This is a genomic window from Gordonia hankookensis (genome assembly GCF_014673215.1).
GTDB lineage: Bacteria > Actinomycetota > Actinomycetes > Mycobacteriales > Mycobacteriaceae > Gordonia > Gordonia hankookensis.
Map to the genome: position 1 here is coordinate 318,077 of NZ_JACWMS010000001.1, position 17,753 is coordinate 335,829.

Sequence of the window (17,753 nt, forward strand, 5' to 3'; positions counted from 1 at the left end):
CGACTCATTCGCACCGACGGACGGCTACGGACATCAGAAACCCATGCGCCCCAACTGCTTCGGGTCCCGCTGCCAGTCCTTGGCCACTTTCACATGCAGATCCAGGTACACCCTGGTGCCGAGCAGCTTCTCGATCTGTCCCCGCGCGACGGTGCCGACCTCTTTCAGCCGGGCACCTCGATGGCCGATGATGATGCCCTTCTGGCTGTCGCGCTCGACGTAGAGGATGGCGTGCACATCGACCATCGACGGCCCCTGCCCCTCCTGCTCCTCCTCGCGCGGGATGATCTCCTCGATGACCACCGCGAGGGAGTGTGGGAGTTCGTCACGGACACCCTCGAGGGCCGCCTCACGGATGAACTCCGCCATCAGCACCTCCTCGGGTTCGTCGGTGAGCTCACCGTCGGGATAGAACGCCGGGCCGGGTTCCATCAGGCCGACCAGCACGTCGGTCAGGATGTCGAGCTGAGCGCCCGACCTCGCCGAGGTCGGGACCACCTCCGAGGTGGGGCCGAGCAGTTCGGACAGCGCGACGAGTTGCGCGGCGACTCGATCCGGGGTGACGCGGTCGATCTTGGTGAGCACGCCCAGCACCGTGGTGCGGGGGGCCATCTGACGGACCTGGGACACGATCCAGCGGTCGCCGGGCCCGATCGTCTCGTCGGCCGGTACGCACACGCCGATCACGTCGACCTCCGAGTACGTGTCCCGGACGAGGTCGTTGAGTCGCTGGCCGAGCAGCGTCCGAGGCCGGTGCAGACCTGGTGTGTCGACCAGGATCAACTGGGCGTCGTCGCGATTGACGATCCCCCGGATGGTGTGCCGTGTGGTCTGTGGCCGGTTCGAGGTGATGGCGATCTTCTCACCGACCAGAGCGTTGGTGAGGGTCGATTTTCCGGTGTTCGGCCGACCGACGAAGCAGACGAAGCCCGACCGGAACTCGGTCATCGGTGCGCATCCTGACGACCGGTCGGTGTCCCCGACAGGTCGGTGTGCACCGCATATGCCTCCGAGCCGAACTCCGCGAGCGTGGCCAGACCCGGATCGTCGGCGGCGCCGTTGACCAATACGGCCGCCTCGAAGGCCTGGGCACCGCTGGAGAGCGCACTCGCCAGGGCGACCTGGAGGCCGGACAGGTTCAGCGTCTCGGCGGCCACGGGCGCGCCGGCATAGGTCCGGCCGTCGGCATCACGGACGGCGGCTGCCGATGGGCTCTCCGCGCGGGCGAGTGCGCCCCGCGCCAAGACGACCAGCTTCTGGTCCTCGTCGGACAACTCGGGCAGTCCGCTCGACGGTGCGGTCACGTTCGGTCCTCGCTCCTGGTGGTGTCACCCGTTGGGTCGCCGTGTCGTCGGACCTGCTCCCGGACCTGCGAACGCCCACGGCTGGACATCGAGTATTCCGCACCGCGGTCGGATTGCGCCGGATCGGACGTGGGCATGTCGGTGTCGTCGCGATCACCGTCGGCCGACGACGTGTCGCCGACGTCGGGGTCATCGACCCGGGTGACCAGCAGGGTGGTGATGCGTTGGCGGCCCCGCCGGTTCGGACCGCCTTCGGCGACGAGCAGCAGCCCGTTCGACTCGACCCGGGCCCCCGGCAGCGGTACCCGTCCGAGTTCGAGGCCGAGCAAACCGCCGACGGTCTCGATCTCGTCGTCGTCGATGTCGATGCCGAAGAGTTCGCCGAGATCTTCCACGGGTAGCCGCGCCGACACGCGGTAGGACCCGCCCTCGAGTTCTTCGATCGGCGCGACCTCGTCGGTGTCGTACTCGTCGGTGATCTCACCGACGATCTCCTCGAGGACGTCCTCGATGGTCACCAACCCCGCGATCCCGCCGTACTCGTCGACGAGAAGTGCCATGTGATTGCGTGTGCGCTGCATGTCCGCCAACACCTTGTCCAGCGGTTTGGAATCCGGGATGAACTCGGCGTCGCGCATGAAGTCGTGGACGTGCGCAGACGCCGAACGGCCTCCTTCGGCGACGAGGTCCTTGAGATAGACGACGCCGACGATGTCGTCGGGGTTCTCCCCGATCACCGGGATACGCGAATGCCCCGACCGCACCGCGAGATTCATTGCCTGGGCGGCGGTCTTGTCCTGCTCGATCCAGATCATCTCCGGTCGCGGCACCATGATCTCGCGAGCGTTGGTGTCGCCGAGATCGAACACCGACTGGATCATCCGACGCTCGTCGGCCGCCACCACACCACTGGCCTCGGCGAGGTCCACGACCTCGCGCAGTTCCACCTCGGTGGCGAAGGGCCCGTTGCGGAATCCCTTGCCGGGTGTCACCGCGTTGCCCACCATGATGAGCAATCGCGTGAGCGGTTTGAGCAGCAATCCGATGCCCTGCAACACGATCGCCGACGACAGCGCGATCGTGTACGCATGCTGCCGACCGAGGGTTCGCGGCCCGACGCCTACGGCGACGAACGACACCACCGCCATCCCGACGATGGCCGCGAACAGACCCCAGCCGACGCCGAGCCAGTCGGTCAACACCAGCGTCATCAGGGCGACTGCCGCCGTCTCGGAGGTGACCCGCATCAGGACGGCGAGACCCACATAGGTTGCCCGTCCATGCAGCACCGCGATCAGGCGCACCGCACCGGCGCGCTGCTCTTTCGCCATGTCCTCGACACGCGCCATGGACACCGTGGTGATGGCCGCGTCGACGGCGGCGAACAGCCCGCCGATCGGGATCAGCACGAGTGCCGCCACGACGAACCAGACGTCGTCGGGCACCGTCACTCGTCCTCGACGGGAGCGTTCTCGGGCCGGGCGGTCTCGGCGAAGCCGATGTTGGTCAGCAACTGGGTGTCGCGATCGGACTGTCGCTGTTGCTGTGCCCGGCGATGCCGCGCCGCGTAGAACTCCTCGAGGATTCGGTTCTGCAGGCCGAACATCTCTTTTTCCTCGTCGGGCTCGGCGTGGTCATAGCCCAGCAGATGAAGCACCCCGTGGATCGTCAGCATCGACAGTTCGTGCTCGAACGAGCGCCGCGCCGACTTCGCCTGCTGGGCGGCGAACGCCGGGCACAACACGATGTCACCCAGGATCGCCGGCCCCGGTTCCGCGGCGTCGGGCCGTCCACCCGGGACCAGCTCGTCCATCGGAAAGCTCATCACGTCTGTCGGGCCGGGCAGATCCATCCACTGCATGTGCATGTCGGCCATCGTGTCCTCGTCGACACAGACCACCGAGAGTTCCGCGGCCGGATGGACGTCCATCGCGGTGATGGCGAAGCGTGCCGATTCGATGATCAGGTCCCCGGGGACCTCGACACCGGATTCGTTGGCCAGTTCGATACTCATGAGCGACGTCCGTGCGCGGCGGCCCGACGAGACGCCCGGTTGCCCGGCAGATTGTCGGCGTCGCGTAATCGGCCGCCGACGCGCGAGTTCTCCTCGGCCCGTCCGTATGCGTCCACGATGTCGGCCACCAACCGGTGCCGGACCACGTCCGCGCTGGTGAGGTGCGAGAAGTGGATGTCGTCGATGCCGTCGAGAATCCTTGTGGCCGCAGTGAGTCCGCTCTGCGCCCCACCGGGGAGATCGACCTGTGTGGTGTCGCCGGTGACGACGACCTTGGACCCGAAACCCAGTCGGGTGAGGAACATCTTCATCTGTTCGCCCGTGGTGTTCTGGGCCTCGTCGAGGATGATGAAGGCGTCGTTGAGGGTGTTGTGGGTCAGCAGGAAGTCCTCGGTGACATACAACGAATCCTCGGCGGCGACGCTGATGCAGACCGCCTCCTCGCTGCCAACCGATTCGATGCTCTCGATGTGGCGACGGGGCTCCTCGGAGCCGTCCGCGCGGTACCGCTCGGCCTTGCTGCGGAGCCGGAAGGGTGCAACATCGTGCGGAAGTCGGATATCGAGCACATGGGCGTCGTGCCGCACCTCGGGCCCACGCGCACTGCCCGGAGTGCCATCTTCGGCAGCGCGCGTGCGTGTGTAGGCGATACCGCCGAGCGATTGAACGAGGAACGTCACGTCATCGCGCAGCTGGTCGGACACGGTCGTGTACCGGACGCCGCAGGTACGCCCGGCGTGTCCGACGGGAGCGCCGTCGGCGTCGAGCAGACCCTGCAGGACCGCGAGTCGCACCTCTGCGGAGTTGAGCTGGTACTGCTTCGGCACGCACTCCGTCGGCGACGTGCGAATGCCGGGCACCGCCGCATCGACCACCGCGTCGACCGGTTCCGGGTTCTCGGTCGTGGAGGACGGTGCCGTCTGGCCGGCCCCGCACTGCTCGCCCAGCATCAATCCGAGCGTGTAGGGGTCCAACGGCACCGGCTGGGCGTCGAAGGCCACCGGCGCGGTCACCAGCGGAAGCTCGTAGCGGTGGTGATGCGCCGCACGCAGATTCCCGATCATCTCTTTCGCCGCAAGGACCCGTGGACCCTTGCCCCGCCGCCGATCGCCGCGCGTGTAGACCGACCAGAGGTGGTCGGTCGAGCACAGTGTGGACGCACCGTCCTGGGTGGTCACCCGAACGATGTCCTTGAAGCCCTGGGGATACACACCGCGCACTTCGGTCGGTGTGCCATCCGAACCGATGACGGCGTCACCCACCTGCAGTTCGCCGATGGGGCGGAAACCTTGCGGCGTCAACACTCGGGTCGACAAGGGCTGTGCCCGCCCGCGCATGTACGCCAGCGGCGCGACCTCGATGACCCCGGCCGCCATCAGCTTCGGGATCGACTCCGGATCCATCATGTCGTGCAGTGCGTCGTAGAGCGGCCGCAGATACGGGTCGATCTTCTCGCTGAGCGTGCCCGGCAGGAAGCCGAGACGCTCACCGGCCTCGACGGCAGGCCGGGTCAGGATGATCCGGTTCACGGACTTGGACTGCAGGGCCTGCACGGCCTTGGCCATCGCCAGGTAGGTCTTGCCGGTACCGGCCGGGCCCAGTCCGAAGACGACGGTGTTGTTGTCGATCGCGTCGACGTACTTCTTCTGGTTCAGGGTCTTCGGCCGGATCGTCTTGCCGCGTCGGGACAGGATGTCGAGCGACAGCACGTCGGCGGGCGATTCGGCCGATCCCTCGGAGAGCATGGAGACGCTGTGCCGTACGAGGTCGGGTGTCAGGGGTGTGCCGCGACCGACCAGATCGACGAGTTCGGCGATCACCCGCTCCGATGCCGCGACGTCGGCGGGCACACCGGTCAAGGTGACCTGGTTGCCGCGCACGTGGATATCGGCCGGCAGCAATTGTTCGAGGGTGCGCAGATTGACGTCACTGGTCCCGAGCAGCCCGAACACCACCTCGGGAGAGATTTCCACGTTGGAGGTGACAGATCGACCCGCAAGAGTCCGGCTGGTCGGCGCGCTCAGGTCGGGGTTGTCGTCACTCACGTATGCAATCACTCCTAGGGGGTCGTCGCGGCGCGTCGATACGCCGGGATGTAGCCAGTCTAACGCGATTGAACCGTGCGCCAGCAGGCAATATTCCGGAGGCCGCGCAGGACACCTGCCGGAACCTCAATGAGAGTGTGCTCGCCAGTCCGCGGCCTGCCGGGCGGCGATCCCGACCAGCCTGTCGAGCCCGAAGGTGAAGTCGAGGTCGTGGGTGTCCAGCAACGGCACCTGGTTGATCGGCTGTGGCCGGATCATCCGTATGTGGTACTCGCGGATGCCGTACACCTCGTCGCAGCTGCCCACCCCGCGACCGCGGCCCGTCGTCCAGGTCGAAGACGACGTCGGCCAGGGATCCGGGAACCGGGTGTAGGTCAACACACCCGCGAGGAGCCAAGGCGGGAACGGCTCACTCGGCACCGTGATGCCGACCGGCGCACGACTGCCGCTCACCACCGCCGGGTCGGTGCAGGCGACCTGGTATTGCGGCCCGTTCGGCAAACCCGATGCCCGCGACGTCACGTCGACCGCACTGTTGCCGAACGCCGACACGGGTGGATAGACGACGTTCGACGAGTACGCCATCACGCACCGGTACTCACCCTGGCGGGTACACACGGGAATGTTGCGGAAATCCCCGCCCACGGCACTCCCCTTGGCGGTGGTCACGTTGGCGCCCATCAGAAAAGCGCCGGCGAATCGATGGAGCAGCGCCGGCCGGCCGTCGACTTCTTCGCGGATCAGTTTGCGGAGGTGGTAGGCGCCCTGGGAATCGGCGATGAAGATCACGCCCCGGTTGCCCGCGTGGGCGAGATACTCCCGCCAGGCATTGCGGACATCGCGATAGGCGATGGCCAAGGGTTCGGTCAGGCCGAGATTGGTGGGCACGGCGGCGGGCAGGGACACCTGTCGGTAGACAGGGGCGAACATGCGGCACGTCCGGTTGAATCGTGCCCCATGCAGTGAGGCGGCCGCCCGGATCTCCGGCGACGCAACCAGATCCGCGTTGAGCGAGAGCGCGTTTGTCGCGGTCCCGTACACGAAGAAGCAATCCACCGGCTTGGCGGATTCCGCGACCGGTGGCGGCGCGGTGACCCGACCGGTCAGCAGGTCGGTGGTGTCCTGAGGGAGGTCGCAGGGGTCCGACGCCATGGTCGGACTGCACAGCCACTTGGTGGGCGGGGCCGGTGCGGCGACGGCGGTGGATTGCGCACCGACCAACAGCGAGAACGACGCGACCGCGACACCGACCGCGACGAGGAGCCGACCGACCGACCCGGATCTGAGGGATTGCACCGCGACCTCCCACGGCCGAACCGGTTACTGACCTCGTACGCAAGGCCGTCGCTCACCACCGTCGCGCCACAGCAGAGACTGTCCGCGGTCTTGTCAAGATACGCCGTCGGCGACCACCACGAACGTGAACGACGTAATCAGATGCCCAGCAGCCGCACGGTGTGCCGGGTGGACGCGCTTCGCGGATCGACGAATGCGTCGTGCCCCTCCCCCGGGACAACGACAAGTTCGGCCGATTGGCCCCTGGCGGTCACGGCGTCGACGTATCGGCGGCTCGACTCGACCGGGATCGCCGTGTCGTCCTCCGCGTGGAGAGCGACGACATGCGCGGGGAACGGCTCCTGCGAGATCGGTGACGCCTCGCGGTATCGGTGCGGGATCTCGGCATACGGACGGCCCATCAGACCCCGGATCGACGGTCGATCGGCACCCGACACCAGGTCGAGCGCCGCCGATTGCGCGATCACCGTGCTGATCTGGCACGACTCGGTGCGCGCCCGCAGCTGTGCGGCCGACCACACGGCCAGCTGTCCGCCGGCGGAATGACCGACCACGGCCACCGAGCCCCAGTCGACCTGTGCCGACATCTCCGCCGGCAAGGCCGCGCGCACGGGACCGTCGAGTGCCTGCAGCGCGGCGACCACGTCGCGACCACTGTTCGGCCAGCCGCCGCCGTTCTCGCCGACACGCCGATACTCGACGTTCCACACGACCGCACCCCGCTCGGCGAACCGGCGGGCGATGGCGGTCTCGATCGTCAAGCCGAACTCGGTGGTCCAGTACCCCCCGTGGACCAACACCACCGCGCGCACTCGATCAGTCGGCCCCAGTCCACTCACCGGGTGATAGACGTGACCGAATTGCGATGGCGCACTTCCATATTCGACCTTGACGCGGTGCGCCCCACACTTCTTCACCGGCGCACCTGCCTCACCGGAGTGCCCACCGATCGGTCAGCACACCGATTGCACCGAGGGCCACCGCGGCCGCGCTCGATGTTCTCAACACCTCCGGTCCGAGGATCACCGACGACGCGCCGAGTGCCGAGAGGTCGGCGATCTCGGTGTCGTCGAGGCCGCCCTCCGGGCCGATCACGAGGACCAGCTCCGTCGCATCCGCCAGTGGTAGCTCACGCAGAGACGTCACACCGTGTTCGTGCAGGACCGCGACCAGGCCACCGGCAGCGACGACGTCGGCGCATCGCGCCCGGATGTCGGTGGTGGACGCCAACGGGGCGATGTCGGGAATCCAGGCCCGTCGGCTCTGTTTGGCGGCCGCCGACGCGGCGGCCGTCCACTTCGCGTGGCCCTTCTCCGACTTCCCCGTCCATCGGGCCACGCACCGGGCGGCCTGCCACGGAACGATCCGGTCGGCGCCCGCCTCGGTCGCGAGATCGACGGCGAGTTCCGATCGCTCGGACTTGGGCAACGCCTGCACCACCGTGACACGGGGGCGGGGCGGCTCGGCATATCCGTAGGTGTGCGCCCGTGCGACCAGGGTGTCCTTGGAGGTGATCGCACTCACCTCGCACAGCGCTGTGGAGCCGCGACCGTCCCCGAGGGTGATCTCCTCACCGACCGCCAGGCGCGCCACGGTCACCGCATGTCGCCCCTCCGGACCGGAGAGGGTCACGTCGGAGCCGACGCGCGGTACCTCGTCGACCCAGAACAGCGGCGGACTCACGCACGGACTCCGGTGGTCGTCAACGCCCGGCGAAGGCGTTGCGCAGTCGGGAGAACAGTCCGCCGGCTGCTGCACCGGTCGCCGTCGTGACGACCTCGACGCGATCGTCGGATGCGTCGCGGAAGGTGGTCAGGGCCTCGGTCTGCGCGGCGTCGAGTTTCGTCGGCACCACCACGTCGAGATGGGCGTGGAGGGTGCCGCGTACCCCGGTGTTCAGGTGCGGCATGCCCTGGCCCTTCACCTTGACGACCTGCCCGGGCTGGGTGCCCGCCGCGATGGTGATGCGAGCGGTGCCGTCGAGGATGGTGTCGATGTCGATGGAGCCGCCCAGGGCCGCGTCGACGATCGGCACCCGGATGGTGCAGTGCAGGTCGTCCTTGTCGCGGATGAACACGTCGTTCGGACGCTCGCCGACCTCGACGTACAGGTCGCCTGCAGGTCCGCCGCCTGCGCCGATCTCGCCTTGGCCCGACAGCCGGACCCGCATCCCGCTCTCGATCCCGGCGGGGATCTTGACCGTCATGCTCCGGCGGGAACGGACCCGTCCGTCGCCACCACACTTGCGGCAGGGGTCCGGGATCACCTCACCGACGCCATGGCAGGTCGGGCATTCGCGAACGGTCATCACCTGACCGAGGAACGACCGCTGGACCGCCTGGATCTCGCCGGCACCGTTGCACGTGTCGCAGCTGATCGGCTTCGAATCGCCGTGCGTCCCGGAGCCCTTGCACAGGTCACAGAGGATCGCGGTGTCGACGGTGATCTCCTTGTTGACCCCGGCCGCGCACTCCTCGAGGTCGAGTTCCACGGCCACCAGGGCGGGCTCACCCGGCTGCACCCGGCTCCGCGGGCCTCGGCCGGAACCGAATCCGCCGCCGCCGCCGAAACCGCCACTGGATCCGAAGAACGCCTCGAAGACATCGCCGAGGCCGCCGCTGCCACCGAATCCCCCGCCGAAGCCGCCGGCACCCGGACCGGCCAGCGGGTCACCGCCTGCGTCCACGATGCGGCGCTTCTCGGGATCGGTCAGCACCTCGTAGGCGGTGCTGACCTCTTTGAAACGCTCTTCTTCACCCGGATTCACATCGGGGTGCAGTTCCCGCGCCTTCTTCCGATATGCGCGCTTGATCTCCTGGTCGGTGGCGCCTTTGGCGACACCCAGGATTCCGTAGTAGTCACGTGCCACGGTCGTCTCGGTCCTCTATCTCACACTTGGTCTGCTTGGTGGGCGGCGTCTGTGGTCGTGGCCGGCTGTCGGCATCTCTGTCGGACCGGGGCCGCATGGTGGCGGCCACACAGGTCATCGATCGGCCAAGACCTCGCCGACGTATTTGGCAACGGCCGCGACCGACGCGATTGTTCCCGGATAGTCCATGCGTGTGGGGCCTACCACTCCGACGCCGCCGAACACCGTGCCCGATGCACCGTACCCTGTCGAGACAACCGAGGTACCACGCAGGTTCTCGGTCTGGGTCTCCTCTCCGATCTGGACTGTGACCCCGCCCATCCGTTGGGTGGTGGCGAGCAGTTTCAGCACCACGACCTGCTCTTCGAGCGCGTCGAGCACCGAGTCCATACCGCCGACGACCGGTGTGAAATCCGCCGCGGCCCGGGCCAGATTCGACGTGCCACCCAGCACCAGGCGGTCGTCACCACGTTCCACCAGCGTCTCGACGAGCACCGTGGCCACGCTGACCACCACGTCGCGGATGTCGTCGGGCGCCTCGTTGGCCACCTCGGCAACCGCGGCCGATGCCGCCTCGAGCCGCTTTCCGTACAAGGCCGCGGAGAACATGTCACGCAACCGCACGAAGTCGTCGTCGACGAGGTCGTCGCTGAGCGCCACCATCCGCTGCTCGACACGACCGGTGTCGGTGATCACGACCAGCAACAGCCGCGACGGCGACAGCGACACCACCTCGAGGTGTCGCACCGTCGCCGTCGACAGCACCGGGTACTGGATCACCGCGACCTGTCGCGTCAGCTGGGCGAGCAGTTTGACCGAGCGTCGCAGCACGTCGTCGAGATCCACGCCGGAATCCAGGACCGACAGGATGGCGCGACGTTCGGCCGCTGACAGCGGTTTGACCTCGCTGATCCGGTCCACGAACATCCGGTAGCCCTTGTCGGTCGGCACGCGGCCGGAACTCGTATGGGGCTGGGCGATGTACCCCTCGGCCTCGAGGACCGCCATGTCGTTACGCACCGTGGCGCTCGACACCCCGAGCTGATGGCGATCGACGATCGCCTTGGAACCGATCGGCTCCTGCGATTCGACGAAATCCGTCACGATCGCGCGCAGGATCTCGAATCGACGATCATCGGTACTCGACACGCGACACTCCTCCCGGCACAGAACTCTGCCATACAGTAGGTGACGTCCATCTTACGAACCGTGACGCGAAACTCGCTCGAACAGTTTTCGCGGCGGGCCGCGCACCGATGAGCATCATCGGGCCGGCCGATGCTCAGGAAGTGCCGGGATGATCTTCAAGGGGGTGCGGGAGGGTAAGCCCTATCCCGACCACGGATTGTCGGCGCGCGGTTGGGCGAAGATCCCGCCCCGACAATTCCGCCTGAACGAGCTGACCACGGTCACCACCGTGCTCGCCCTCGACCGGCTCCTCAGTGAGGACTCGACGTTCTACGGCGACCTGTTCTCCCATGTCGTCCGCTGGCACGGAGAGCTCTATCTGGAAGACGGACTGCACCGGGCCGTTCGGTCTGCGCTGCGGAACCGTCACATCATCCACGCCCGGATGCTCGATCTGGACGCACTCGATCTCGACCTCGATCCCGAGGCCCCGCCGGTCGAGGATCAGGTGGACACGGCGGAACTCCCGTCGCCGGGACGGGAGTCGGCCGGCGGCGTGCACCGGCGTGGCGCCCGCAGTACCGGCTGGACGGTGCCGGTGGCGGGCCGGCAGCCGCCCGAGTGGTGATGAGTCCGGGCCGCGACCGCGCTCAGCCGGCGACCAGGATCTCGCGCACCACACGGTCGGCAAGCAGTCGGCCCGCGTCGGTGAGCACCAGCCGGGCACCGACACTGCCCACGTGTTCGAGCAGGCCATCGTCGATGAACTCCGCCGCCCGCTGATATTCGCCTGCGGTGAGCTCGTCGACCCCGAGCCCGTCGCGGCAGCGCGCCTTGAGCATCACCGCTTCGAGATGCCGGTCCTCCGGCGTGAGGATCTCATGTCCACCGATCGGAAGCTGTTCGGCGGCAAGCGAATCCGCATAGCGCGCCGGGTGTTTGACATTCCACCACCGCACGCCGTTCACGTGTGAATGCGCGCCCGGCCCGATTCCCCACCAGTCGTGGCTGTACCAGTACGCCAGGTTGTGCCGGCATTCCGCGGCGCGCGACCGCGACCAGTTCGACACCTCGTACCAGTCGAAACCCGCGGTCGACAGCCTGTCGTCGAGAATCCGGTACCGGTCGGCGAGGACGTCGTCGTCGGGGGCGGGCAATTCGCCGCGCCGGATGCGCCGGGCCAGCGCGGTGCCGTCCTCGACGATCAGGGCGTACGCGGAGACGTGGTCGACCTCGGTCGAGAGGACGGCATCCAGACTCGCGTGCAGGTCGTCGTCGGTCTCCCCCGGCGTCCCGTAGATCAGGTCGAGATTGATGTGGTCGAACCCCGCGGCGGTCGCCTCGCGAGCTGCGGCGACCGCGCGGCCCGGCGTGTGCGTGCGATCCAGGGTTGCCAGCACGTGCGGAGCGGCGGACTGCATACCGAGGGAGATGCGATTGAACCCCGCGCCGAGCAGACCGTCGAAGAACGCCGGTGATGTCGATTCCGGATTGGACTCGGTGGTGACCTCCGCGTCGTCGGCGAGGTCGAAGTACTCGGTCACCGAATCCAGCAGCCTCGACAATCCCGCCGCACCCAGCAGCGACGGCGTACCGCCGCCGACAAAGACCGTCGATATCGGCCGACTCGGGTTCATCAGCCGTGCAGCACTTCTCAGCTCGCGATCGACGGCCTCCTGCCACGACTCCGGCGACGACGAACTCCCCAATTCACCCGCGGTGTAGGTGTTGAAGTCGCAATATCCGCAGCGCGTCGCGCAGAACGGAACATGCAGATACAGGCCGAATGGCGTCGTGGCGTCGACTGCGCCACACGCCGCACCGACGACGTCGCCGGTGTCCGATTCCATCTCGACCCTCACTCCTCCATCATGCTCGCCCCGCGCGGTGTGACCGTGACCACGCCACCGATCCGGGATTGCCCGCAACGACTGTCGCCGATGCGCGCCGACGGTGGGAATACCTCCCGCTCCGACTGCCTTGTCTTCTACATGCGGACCTCACGGCAGGGCTTTGCCTCACCGTGAGGGAAAATAACCCCAAGTAGACGAGGCAAGGGGCATCGTGGCACTATGAACGGCGTGACTTCCCCAGGGGTGTGGCTCGCGGCCCGACGCCACATCGATCTCAAGCGCGTCTGCAGCGCATTCTGTCGTCCTTAGACGACGTGCGCACTGTCCCCTGACGACAGGTCGGCCCCGAGAAGTCCCCGCTCAGCCGCGGGTATGCCAGCACGTTTCCAGCCCACTTCCATGTGAACGCTGACGCATGCTGCGTCGGCTCAGGAGACTTCATGACGTCCACCACCGACGATCTTTCCGTGACCACCTCGGACGCGGCCGAAGGGTCGGCCGCACAGGATCGCGCCGCCGGATCGAAGCCCACAGCACCCGCCGGTGATCGGCCGGCCCGCGGTGAGCGCCCGGCCCGCAAGCCCCGGCCGACCAAGCGTCGCGCCGAGGGCCAGTGGAAGCTGGGTTACCGCGAGCCCCTCAATCCCAACGAGCAGGTCAAGAAGGACGACAACCCGCTCAACGTGCGCGCCCGGATCGAGAACATCTACGCCAAGCAGGGCTTCGACTCGATCGACAAGCAGGATCTCCGCGGTCGCATGCGCTGGTGGGGTCTCTACACCCAGCGGGCCGAGGGCTACGACGGCACCTGGACCGGCGACGAGAACATCGACCTCCTCGAGGACAGCCACTTCATGATGCGAGTGCGCTGCGACGCCGGCGCCCTCGATGTGGCCCAGTTGCGCACGATCGGCGGCATCTCGACAGAGTTCGGGCGCGACACCGCCGATCTCTCCGACCGCGAGAACGTCCAGTACCACTGGATTCGTATCGAAGACGTGCCCACCATCTGGGAGCGACTCGAAGGCGTCGGCCTCAAGACCACCGAAGCCTGCGGCGACTGCCCGCGCGTCGTGCTCGGGTCGCCGCTCGCAGGCGACGCTGTCGACGAGGTACTCGACCCGACATCCGCGATCGACGAGATCGTCCGCCGCTACATCGGCGATCCCCAGTACTCGAATCTCCCGCGCAAGTTCAAGACCGCCATCTCCGGTCTCCAGGATGTCTCCCACGAGACCAACGACATCGCCTTCATCGGCGTGAACCACCCCGAACACGGTCCCGGCCTCGACCTGTGGGTCGGTGGCGGACTCTCGACGAACCCGATGCTCGCGCAGCGGGTCGGCGCCTGGATTCCGCTCGATGAGGTACCCGACGTGTGGGAAGGCGTGGTCGCGATCTTCCGTGACTACGGTTACCGCCGGTTGCGGACCAAGGCACGCCTGAAGTTCCTCATCAAGGACTGGGGCATCGAGAAGTTCCGCCAGGTGCTCGAGGACGAGTACCTGGGCCGCAAACTCATCGACGGCCCGGCGCCGGAACCGCTCACCGCGCCCCGCGATCACGTCGGCGTGCAGAAGTTGAAGAACGGGCTCAACGCGGTCGGGTTCGCCGCGATCGCCGGCCGCGTATCCGGCACCATCCTGAGCGCGGTCGCCGACGCGGCCGAGCGGGTCGGTTCCGACCGCATCCGGTTCACCCCGTACCAGAAGCTCGTGGTCCTCGACGTCCCCGATGACAAGGTCGAGCAGCTGATCGGCGAGGTCGCCAAGCTCGGCCTTTCCGCGCGGACCTCCAATTGGCGTCGAAACCTGATGGCCTGCAGTGGGATCGAGTTCTGCAAGCTGTCCTTCACCGAGACCCGCAAGCGGTCTCAGCGGCTCGTTCCCGAGTTGGAGGAACGACTCGCCGACATCAACTCGCAGCTCGACGTCCCGATCACGGTGAACATCAACGGCTGCCCCAACTCCTGCGCCCGGTCTCAGATCGCCGACATCGGATTCAAGGGTCAGCTCGTCGACGACGAACACGGCGGCCAGACGGAGGGCTTCCAGGTCCACCTCGGCGGAAGCCTCGGCCAGGACGCCGGTTTCGGCCGCAAGCTGCGACAGCACAAGGTTCTCTCCACCGAGCTCGGCGACTACATCGATCGGGTCGTCCGGAACTTCGTGGAGCAGCGTGACAACGGAGAGCGGTTCGCCCAGTGGGCCGTTCGCGCCGATGAGGAGGCATTGCGATGAGCACGGTCACCACCGCCACGACGGGTCGCCGTCACACCGAAGACGAGTTGCGTGCCATCGCAGAGGCAGGTGCCCGCGATCTCGGCCCGGACGCGACCCCCGAAGAACTGCTGCGCTGGACCGCAGAGACCTTCGGTGACAACTTCGTCGTCGCCTCCAACATGCAGGACGCCGCGCTGGTCGATCTCGCCAGCAAGCACGTCGACTCCGACCACCTGCACGGCGAGAAGCTCAAGGTGCTCTTCCTCGACACCGGGTATCACTTCGCCGAGACCATCGGCACCCGCGATGCCGTCGAGCAGGTCTACGACGTGGACATGGTCAACCTCACTCCGGAGCACAGCGTCGCCGAGCAGGACGAACTGTTGGGCCGCAACCTGTTCGCCCGCGACCCGGGCGAATGCTGCCGACTGCGCAAGGTGGTCCCGCTCAAGTCCGGCCTCGCGCAGTACGACGCCTGGATCACCGGTATCCGCCGAGTGGAGGCGCCGACCCGTGCGAATGCACCGCTCATCTCGTTCGACGAGGGATTCGGGCTGGTGAAGATCAACCCGATCGCCGCGTGGTCGGACGAGACGATGCAGGACTACATCGACTCCAACGGGGTGCTCGTCAACCCGCTGGTCGACGACGGCTACCCGTCGATCGGCTGCGCCCCGTGCACAGCCAAACCCGAACCCGGATCCGATCCGCGCAGTGGCCGTTGGGCCGGTCGCGCCAAGACAGAATGTGGGCTCCACGCATGACCATCGCCGACGCCACCGTCACCAGCAGCGCCTCCGCGGTCGAGGCCGACGCGGACGACTTCACCACCCTCGACGCACTCGAATCCGAGGCCATCCACATCTTCCGTGAGGTGGCCGGCGAATTCGAGCGGCCGGTGATCCTCTTCTCCGGCGGCAAGGACTCCACGGTGTTGCTGCACCTGGCACTCAAGGCCTTCTGGCCTGCTCCGCTGCCGTTCTCGCTGTTGCACGTGGACACCGGCCACAACCTGACCGAGGTGCTGGAGTTCCGCGACCAGGTCGTCGAGCGGCACGGGCTGCGCCTGCACGTGGCGAAGGTTGAGGACTATCTCGCCGACGGACGACTCACCGAACGGCCGGACGGTGTGCGCAACCCGCTGCAGACCATCCCACTGCTCGACGCGATCACCGAGAACCGTTTCGACGCGGTCTTCGGCGGCGGACGTCGCGACGAGGAGCGCTCGCGCGCGAAGGAGCGGATCTTCTCCCTACGCAACGCATTCGGCCAATGGGATCCGAAGCGTCAGCGCCCCGAGCTGTGGAACCTCTACAACGGTCGCCACGCGCCGGGTGAGCATGTCCGCGTGTTCCCGCTGTCGAACTGGACCGAACTCGACATCTGGCGCTACATCGCTCGCGAGCAGGTGCTGCTTCCGCAGATCTACTACGCGCACGAGCGCGACGTGTTCCTGCGCGACGGGATGTGGATGACCTCCGGTTCGTGGGGTGGTCCGCGCGAAGGCGAAACCGTCGAGCGTCGCTGGGTTCGCTACCGGACCGTCGGTGACGGGTCGTCCACCGGCGCCGTGCTCTCCGACGCCGCCGACAACGACGCGGTACTGGCCGAGGTGGCCGCCTCCCGACTCACCGAGCGCGGGGCGACCCGCGGCGACGACCGCGTCTCCGAGGCCGCGATGGAAGACCGCAAACGCGAAGGATACTTCTGATGTCACATGCTCCCGACCTTCTCCGCATCGCGACCGCGGGCAGCGTCGACGACGGCAAGTCGACGCTCGTCGGCCGGCTGCTCTACGACACGAAATCGGTCCTCGTCGACCAGATCGACGCCGTCACCAAGGCGTCGGTCGACCGCGGCCTCGAGGGTCCCGACCTCTCGCTGCTCGTCGACGGACTGCGCGCCGAGCGCGAGCAGGGCATCACGATCGACGTCGCCTACCGCTACTTCGCCACGCCGGCACGATCGTTCGTGCTCGCCGACACCCCGGGCCATGTGCAGTACACCCGGAACACCGTGTCCGGCGCATCGACCGCCCAGCTGGTGATCCTGCTCGTCGACGCACGCAGTGGTGTGGTCGCCCAGACCCGTCGTCATACCGCGGTGATGGCACTGCTCGGTGTGCCCCAGCTCGTGTTGGCGGTCAACAAGATCGACCTGGTCGACGACCAGGAGACGGCCTTCGCGGAGATCTCCGCCGAGTTCGGCGAACTCACCCGGTCCCTGGGATGGTCGCCCGAACAGGTGACCGCGATCCCGGTGTCGGCACTGCACGGAGACAACGTCGCCACACGCTCGAAGAACACCCCGTACTACGACGGCCCCGCGCTGATCGAACACCTCGAGACGGTCCCGAACGTGACCGATCCCCGGCCGGTCGGGTTGCGCTTCCCCGTCCAGTACGTGATCCGTCCGCGTACGCCCGAGTATCCCGACTACCGGGGCTACGCCGGGCAGATCGCGGCCGGTCGCGTCTCGGTCGGCGACGAGGTCGTGATCCTGCCCTCCGGTGTCCGCAGCACGATCCGCCAGATCGACACCGCCGACGGCGAACTCACCACCGCGCACACCGGGCGCAGCGTGACGCTGCTGCTCGACGATGACGTCGATGTGTCGCGCGGCGACCTGATCGCGGCCGTCACGGATGCACCCGAGCCGGCTCAGCAGTTCACCGCCACGGTCTGCTGGCTGGCCGAGAAGCCACTGCGGCCGGGCGCCCGGTTGCTGCTCAAGCACGGCACCAGGACCACCCAGGCGATCGTCGGGGGGCTCGAGGTGCTGTTCGACGAGCAGTCACTCGCGCTGATCGACGCCCCGGACACGGTGGAGCTGAACCAGATCGGCCGGATCGCGATCCAGACCGCCGAACCGATCGCGGCGGACGACTACCAGGTGAACCGTGAGTCGGGCAGCTTCCTGCTCATCGATCCGCAGGGCGGGAACACTCTCGGCGCCGGACTCGTCGGCGACGCCCTGGCAAATCTCCATCTGTCGGCGACACCCGAACTCGTCTGAGACCGTT

General features: G+C 67.4%; 16 protein-coding genes. 5 read left to right on the plus strand and 11 right to left on the minus strand.

The features are described 5' to 3' along the window. Positions 1-33: 33 nt before the first annotated feature. The 10 genes from era to hrcA form a co-directional block, all read right to left on the minus strand. Positions 34-948 (minus strand): GTPase Era, encoded by a 915-nt coding sequence (gene era, locus IDF66_RS01455; RefSeq protein ID WP_190265499.1) that lies wholly within the window; start codon positions 946-948, stop codon positions 34-36. Beyond that, positions 945-1,304, minus strand: coding sequence for a cytidine deaminase (locus IDF66_RS01460; protein WP_388000584.1), 360 nt, complete (start codon positions 1,302-1,304; stop codon positions 945-947). The genes era and IDF66_RS01460 overlap by 4 nt, the downstream gene beginning before the upstream one ends. After that, positions 1,301-2,749: a hemolysin family protein gene (locus IDF66_RS01465; RefSeq protein ID WP_190265500.1), complete on the minus strand. Its 1,449-nt coding sequence runs from the start codon at positions 2,747-2,749 to the stop codon at positions 1,301-1,303. The genes IDF66_RS01460 and IDF66_RS01465 overlap by 4 nt, the downstream gene beginning before the upstream one ends. A 2-nt stretch (positions 2,750-2,751) precedes the next feature. After that, on the minus strand, positions 2,752-3,318 hold the full coding sequence (ybeY, locus tag IDF66_RS01470) for an rRNA maturation RNase YbeY (protein WP_164309151.1): 567 nt from the start codon (positions 3,316-3,318) through the stop codon (positions 2,752-2,754). Beyond that, positions 3,315-5,363, minus strand: coding sequence for a PhoH family protein (locus IDF66_RS01475; protein WP_190265501.1), 2,049 nt, complete (start codon positions 5,361-5,363; stop codon positions 3,315-3,317). The genes ybeY and IDF66_RS01475 overlap by 4 nt, the downstream gene beginning before the upstream one ends. Before the next feature lie 126 nt (positions 5,364-5,489). Beyond that, positions 5,490-6,659: a DUF3089 domain-containing protein gene (locus IDF66_RS01480; protein WP_317628545.1), complete on the minus strand. Its 1,170-nt coding sequence runs from the start codon at positions 6,657-6,659 to the stop codon at positions 5,490-5,492. 137 nt (positions 6,660-6,796) lie between these two features. Then, the gene (locus IDF66_RS01485) at positions 6,797-7,576 is read right to left on the minus strand and encodes an alpha/beta hydrolase family protein (protein ID WP_190265502.1); all 780 of its coding nucleotides are present in this window, start codon (positions 7,574-7,576) and stop codon (positions 6,797-6,799) included. Between the two features lie 13 nt (positions 7,577-7,589). Next, complete coding sequence (locus IDF66_RS01490; protein WP_190265503.1) at positions 7,590-8,342, minus strand: 16S rRNA (uracil(1498)-N(3))-methyltransferase; 753 nt, start codon at positions 8,340-8,342, stop codon at positions 7,590-7,592. A gap of 19 nt (positions 8,343-8,361) precedes the next feature. After that, the gene (gene dnaJ, locus IDF66_RS01495; RefSeq protein ID WP_164309143.1) at positions 8,362-9,528 is read right to left on the minus strand and encodes a molecular chaperone DnaJ; all 1,167 of its coding nucleotides are present in this window, start codon (positions 9,526-9,528) and stop codon (positions 8,362-8,364) included. 114 nt (positions 9,529-9,642) lie between these two features. After that, positions 9,643-10,677, minus strand: coding sequence for a heat-inducible transcriptional repressor HrcA (hrcA, locus tag IDF66_RS01500; RefSeq protein ID WP_164309142.1), 1,035 nt, complete (start codon positions 10,675-10,677; stop codon positions 9,643-9,645). Positions 10,678-10,825: 148 nt separating this feature from the next. Here hrcA and IDF66_RS01505 point away from each other — a divergent pair, with 148 nt between their 5' ends. After that, entirely contained in the window at positions 10,826-11,284 is a 459-nt protein-coding gene (locus IDF66_RS01505; protein ID WP_164309140.1) for a type II toxin-antitoxin system VapB family antitoxin, read from the plus strand. Positions 11,285-11,306: 22 nt separating this feature from the next. Here the strand turns inward: IDF66_RS01505 and hemW are convergent, their stop codons facing one another. After that, a complete protein-coding gene (gene hemW, locus IDF66_RS01510; RefSeq protein WP_190265504.1) occupies positions 11,307-12,506 on the minus strand; it encodes a radical SAM family heme chaperone HemW in 1,200 nt (399 codons plus the stop codon). A 443-nt stretch (positions 12,507-12,949) separates the two neighbouring features. On the opposite strand from hemW, the gene IDF66_RS01515 reads away from it, so the two are divergent. Genes IDF66_RS01515 through IDF66_RS01530 form a run of 4 tightly spaced genes read left to right on the plus strand, consistent with a single transcriptional unit; the run spans position 12,950 to position 17,746 of the window. Continuing rightward, the gene (locus tag IDF66_RS01515; RefSeq protein ID WP_223309083.1) at positions 12,950-14,749 is read left to right on the plus strand and encodes a nitrite/sulfite reductase; all 1,800 of its coding nucleotides are present in this window, start codon (positions 12,950-12,952) and stop codon (positions 14,747-14,749) included. Continuing rightward, positions 14,746-15,495 carry a phosphoadenylyl-sulfate reductase gene (locus IDF66_RS01520; protein WP_164309137.1) on the plus strand — a complete coding sequence of 250 codons (750 nt, stop codon included), beginning with the start codon at positions 14,746-14,748 and terminating at the stop codon, positions 15,493-15,495. Before IDF66_RS01515 ends, IDF66_RS01520 begins: the two co-directional genes overlap by 4 nt. Beyond that, the gene (cysD, locus tag IDF66_RS01525) at positions 15,477-16,442 is read left to right on the plus strand and encodes a sulfate adenylyltransferase subunit CysD (protein WP_388000593.1); all 966 of its coding nucleotides are present in this window, start codon (positions 15,477-15,479) and stop codon (positions 16,440-16,442) included. The genes IDF66_RS01520 and cysD overlap by 19 nt, the downstream gene beginning before the upstream one ends. Next, positions 16,442-17,746 (plus strand): sulfate adenylyltransferase subunit 1, encoded by a 1,305-nt coding sequence (locus tag IDF66_RS01530; RefSeq protein ID WP_190265505.1) that lies wholly within the window; start codon positions 16,442-16,444, stop codon positions 17,744-17,746. Before cysD ends, IDF66_RS01530 begins: the two co-directional genes overlap by 1 nt. Positions 17,747-17,753 lie beyond the last annotated feature (7 nt).

Bases quoted from the DNA above. Each gene is read 5' to 3' on its own strand.
- hemW (WP_190265504.1), bottom strand. From the start codon at position 12,506: ATGGAATCGGACACCGGCGACGTCGTCGGTGCGGCGTGTGGCGCAGTC.
- era (WP_190265499.1), bottom strand. From the start codon at position 948: ATGACCGAGTTCCGGTCGGGCTTCGTCTGCTTCGTCGGTCGGCCGAAC.
- cysD (WP_388000593.1), top strand. From the start codon at position 15,477: ATGTGGGCTCCACGCATGACCATCGCCGACGCCACCGTCACCAGCAGC.
- IDF66_RS01515 (WP_223309083.1), top strand. From the start codon at position 12,950: ATGACGTCCACCACCGACGATCTTTCCGTGACCACCTCGGACGCGGCC.
- ybeY (WP_164309151.1), bottom strand. From the start codon at position 3,318: ATGAGTATCGAACTGGCCAACGAATCCGGTGTCGAGGTCCCCGGGGAC.
- IDF66_RS01520 (WP_164309137.1), top strand. From the start codon at position 14,746: ATGAGCACGGTCACCACCGCCACGACGGGTCGCCGTCACACCGAAGAC.
- IDF66_RS01505 (WP_164309140.1), top strand. From the start codon at position 10,826: ATGATCTTCAAGGGGGTGCGGGAGGGTAAGCCCTATCCCGACCACGGA.
- IDF66_RS01530 (WP_190265505.1), top strand. From the start codon at position 16,442: ATGTCACATGCTCCCGACCTTCTCCGCATCGCGACCGCGGGCAGCGTC.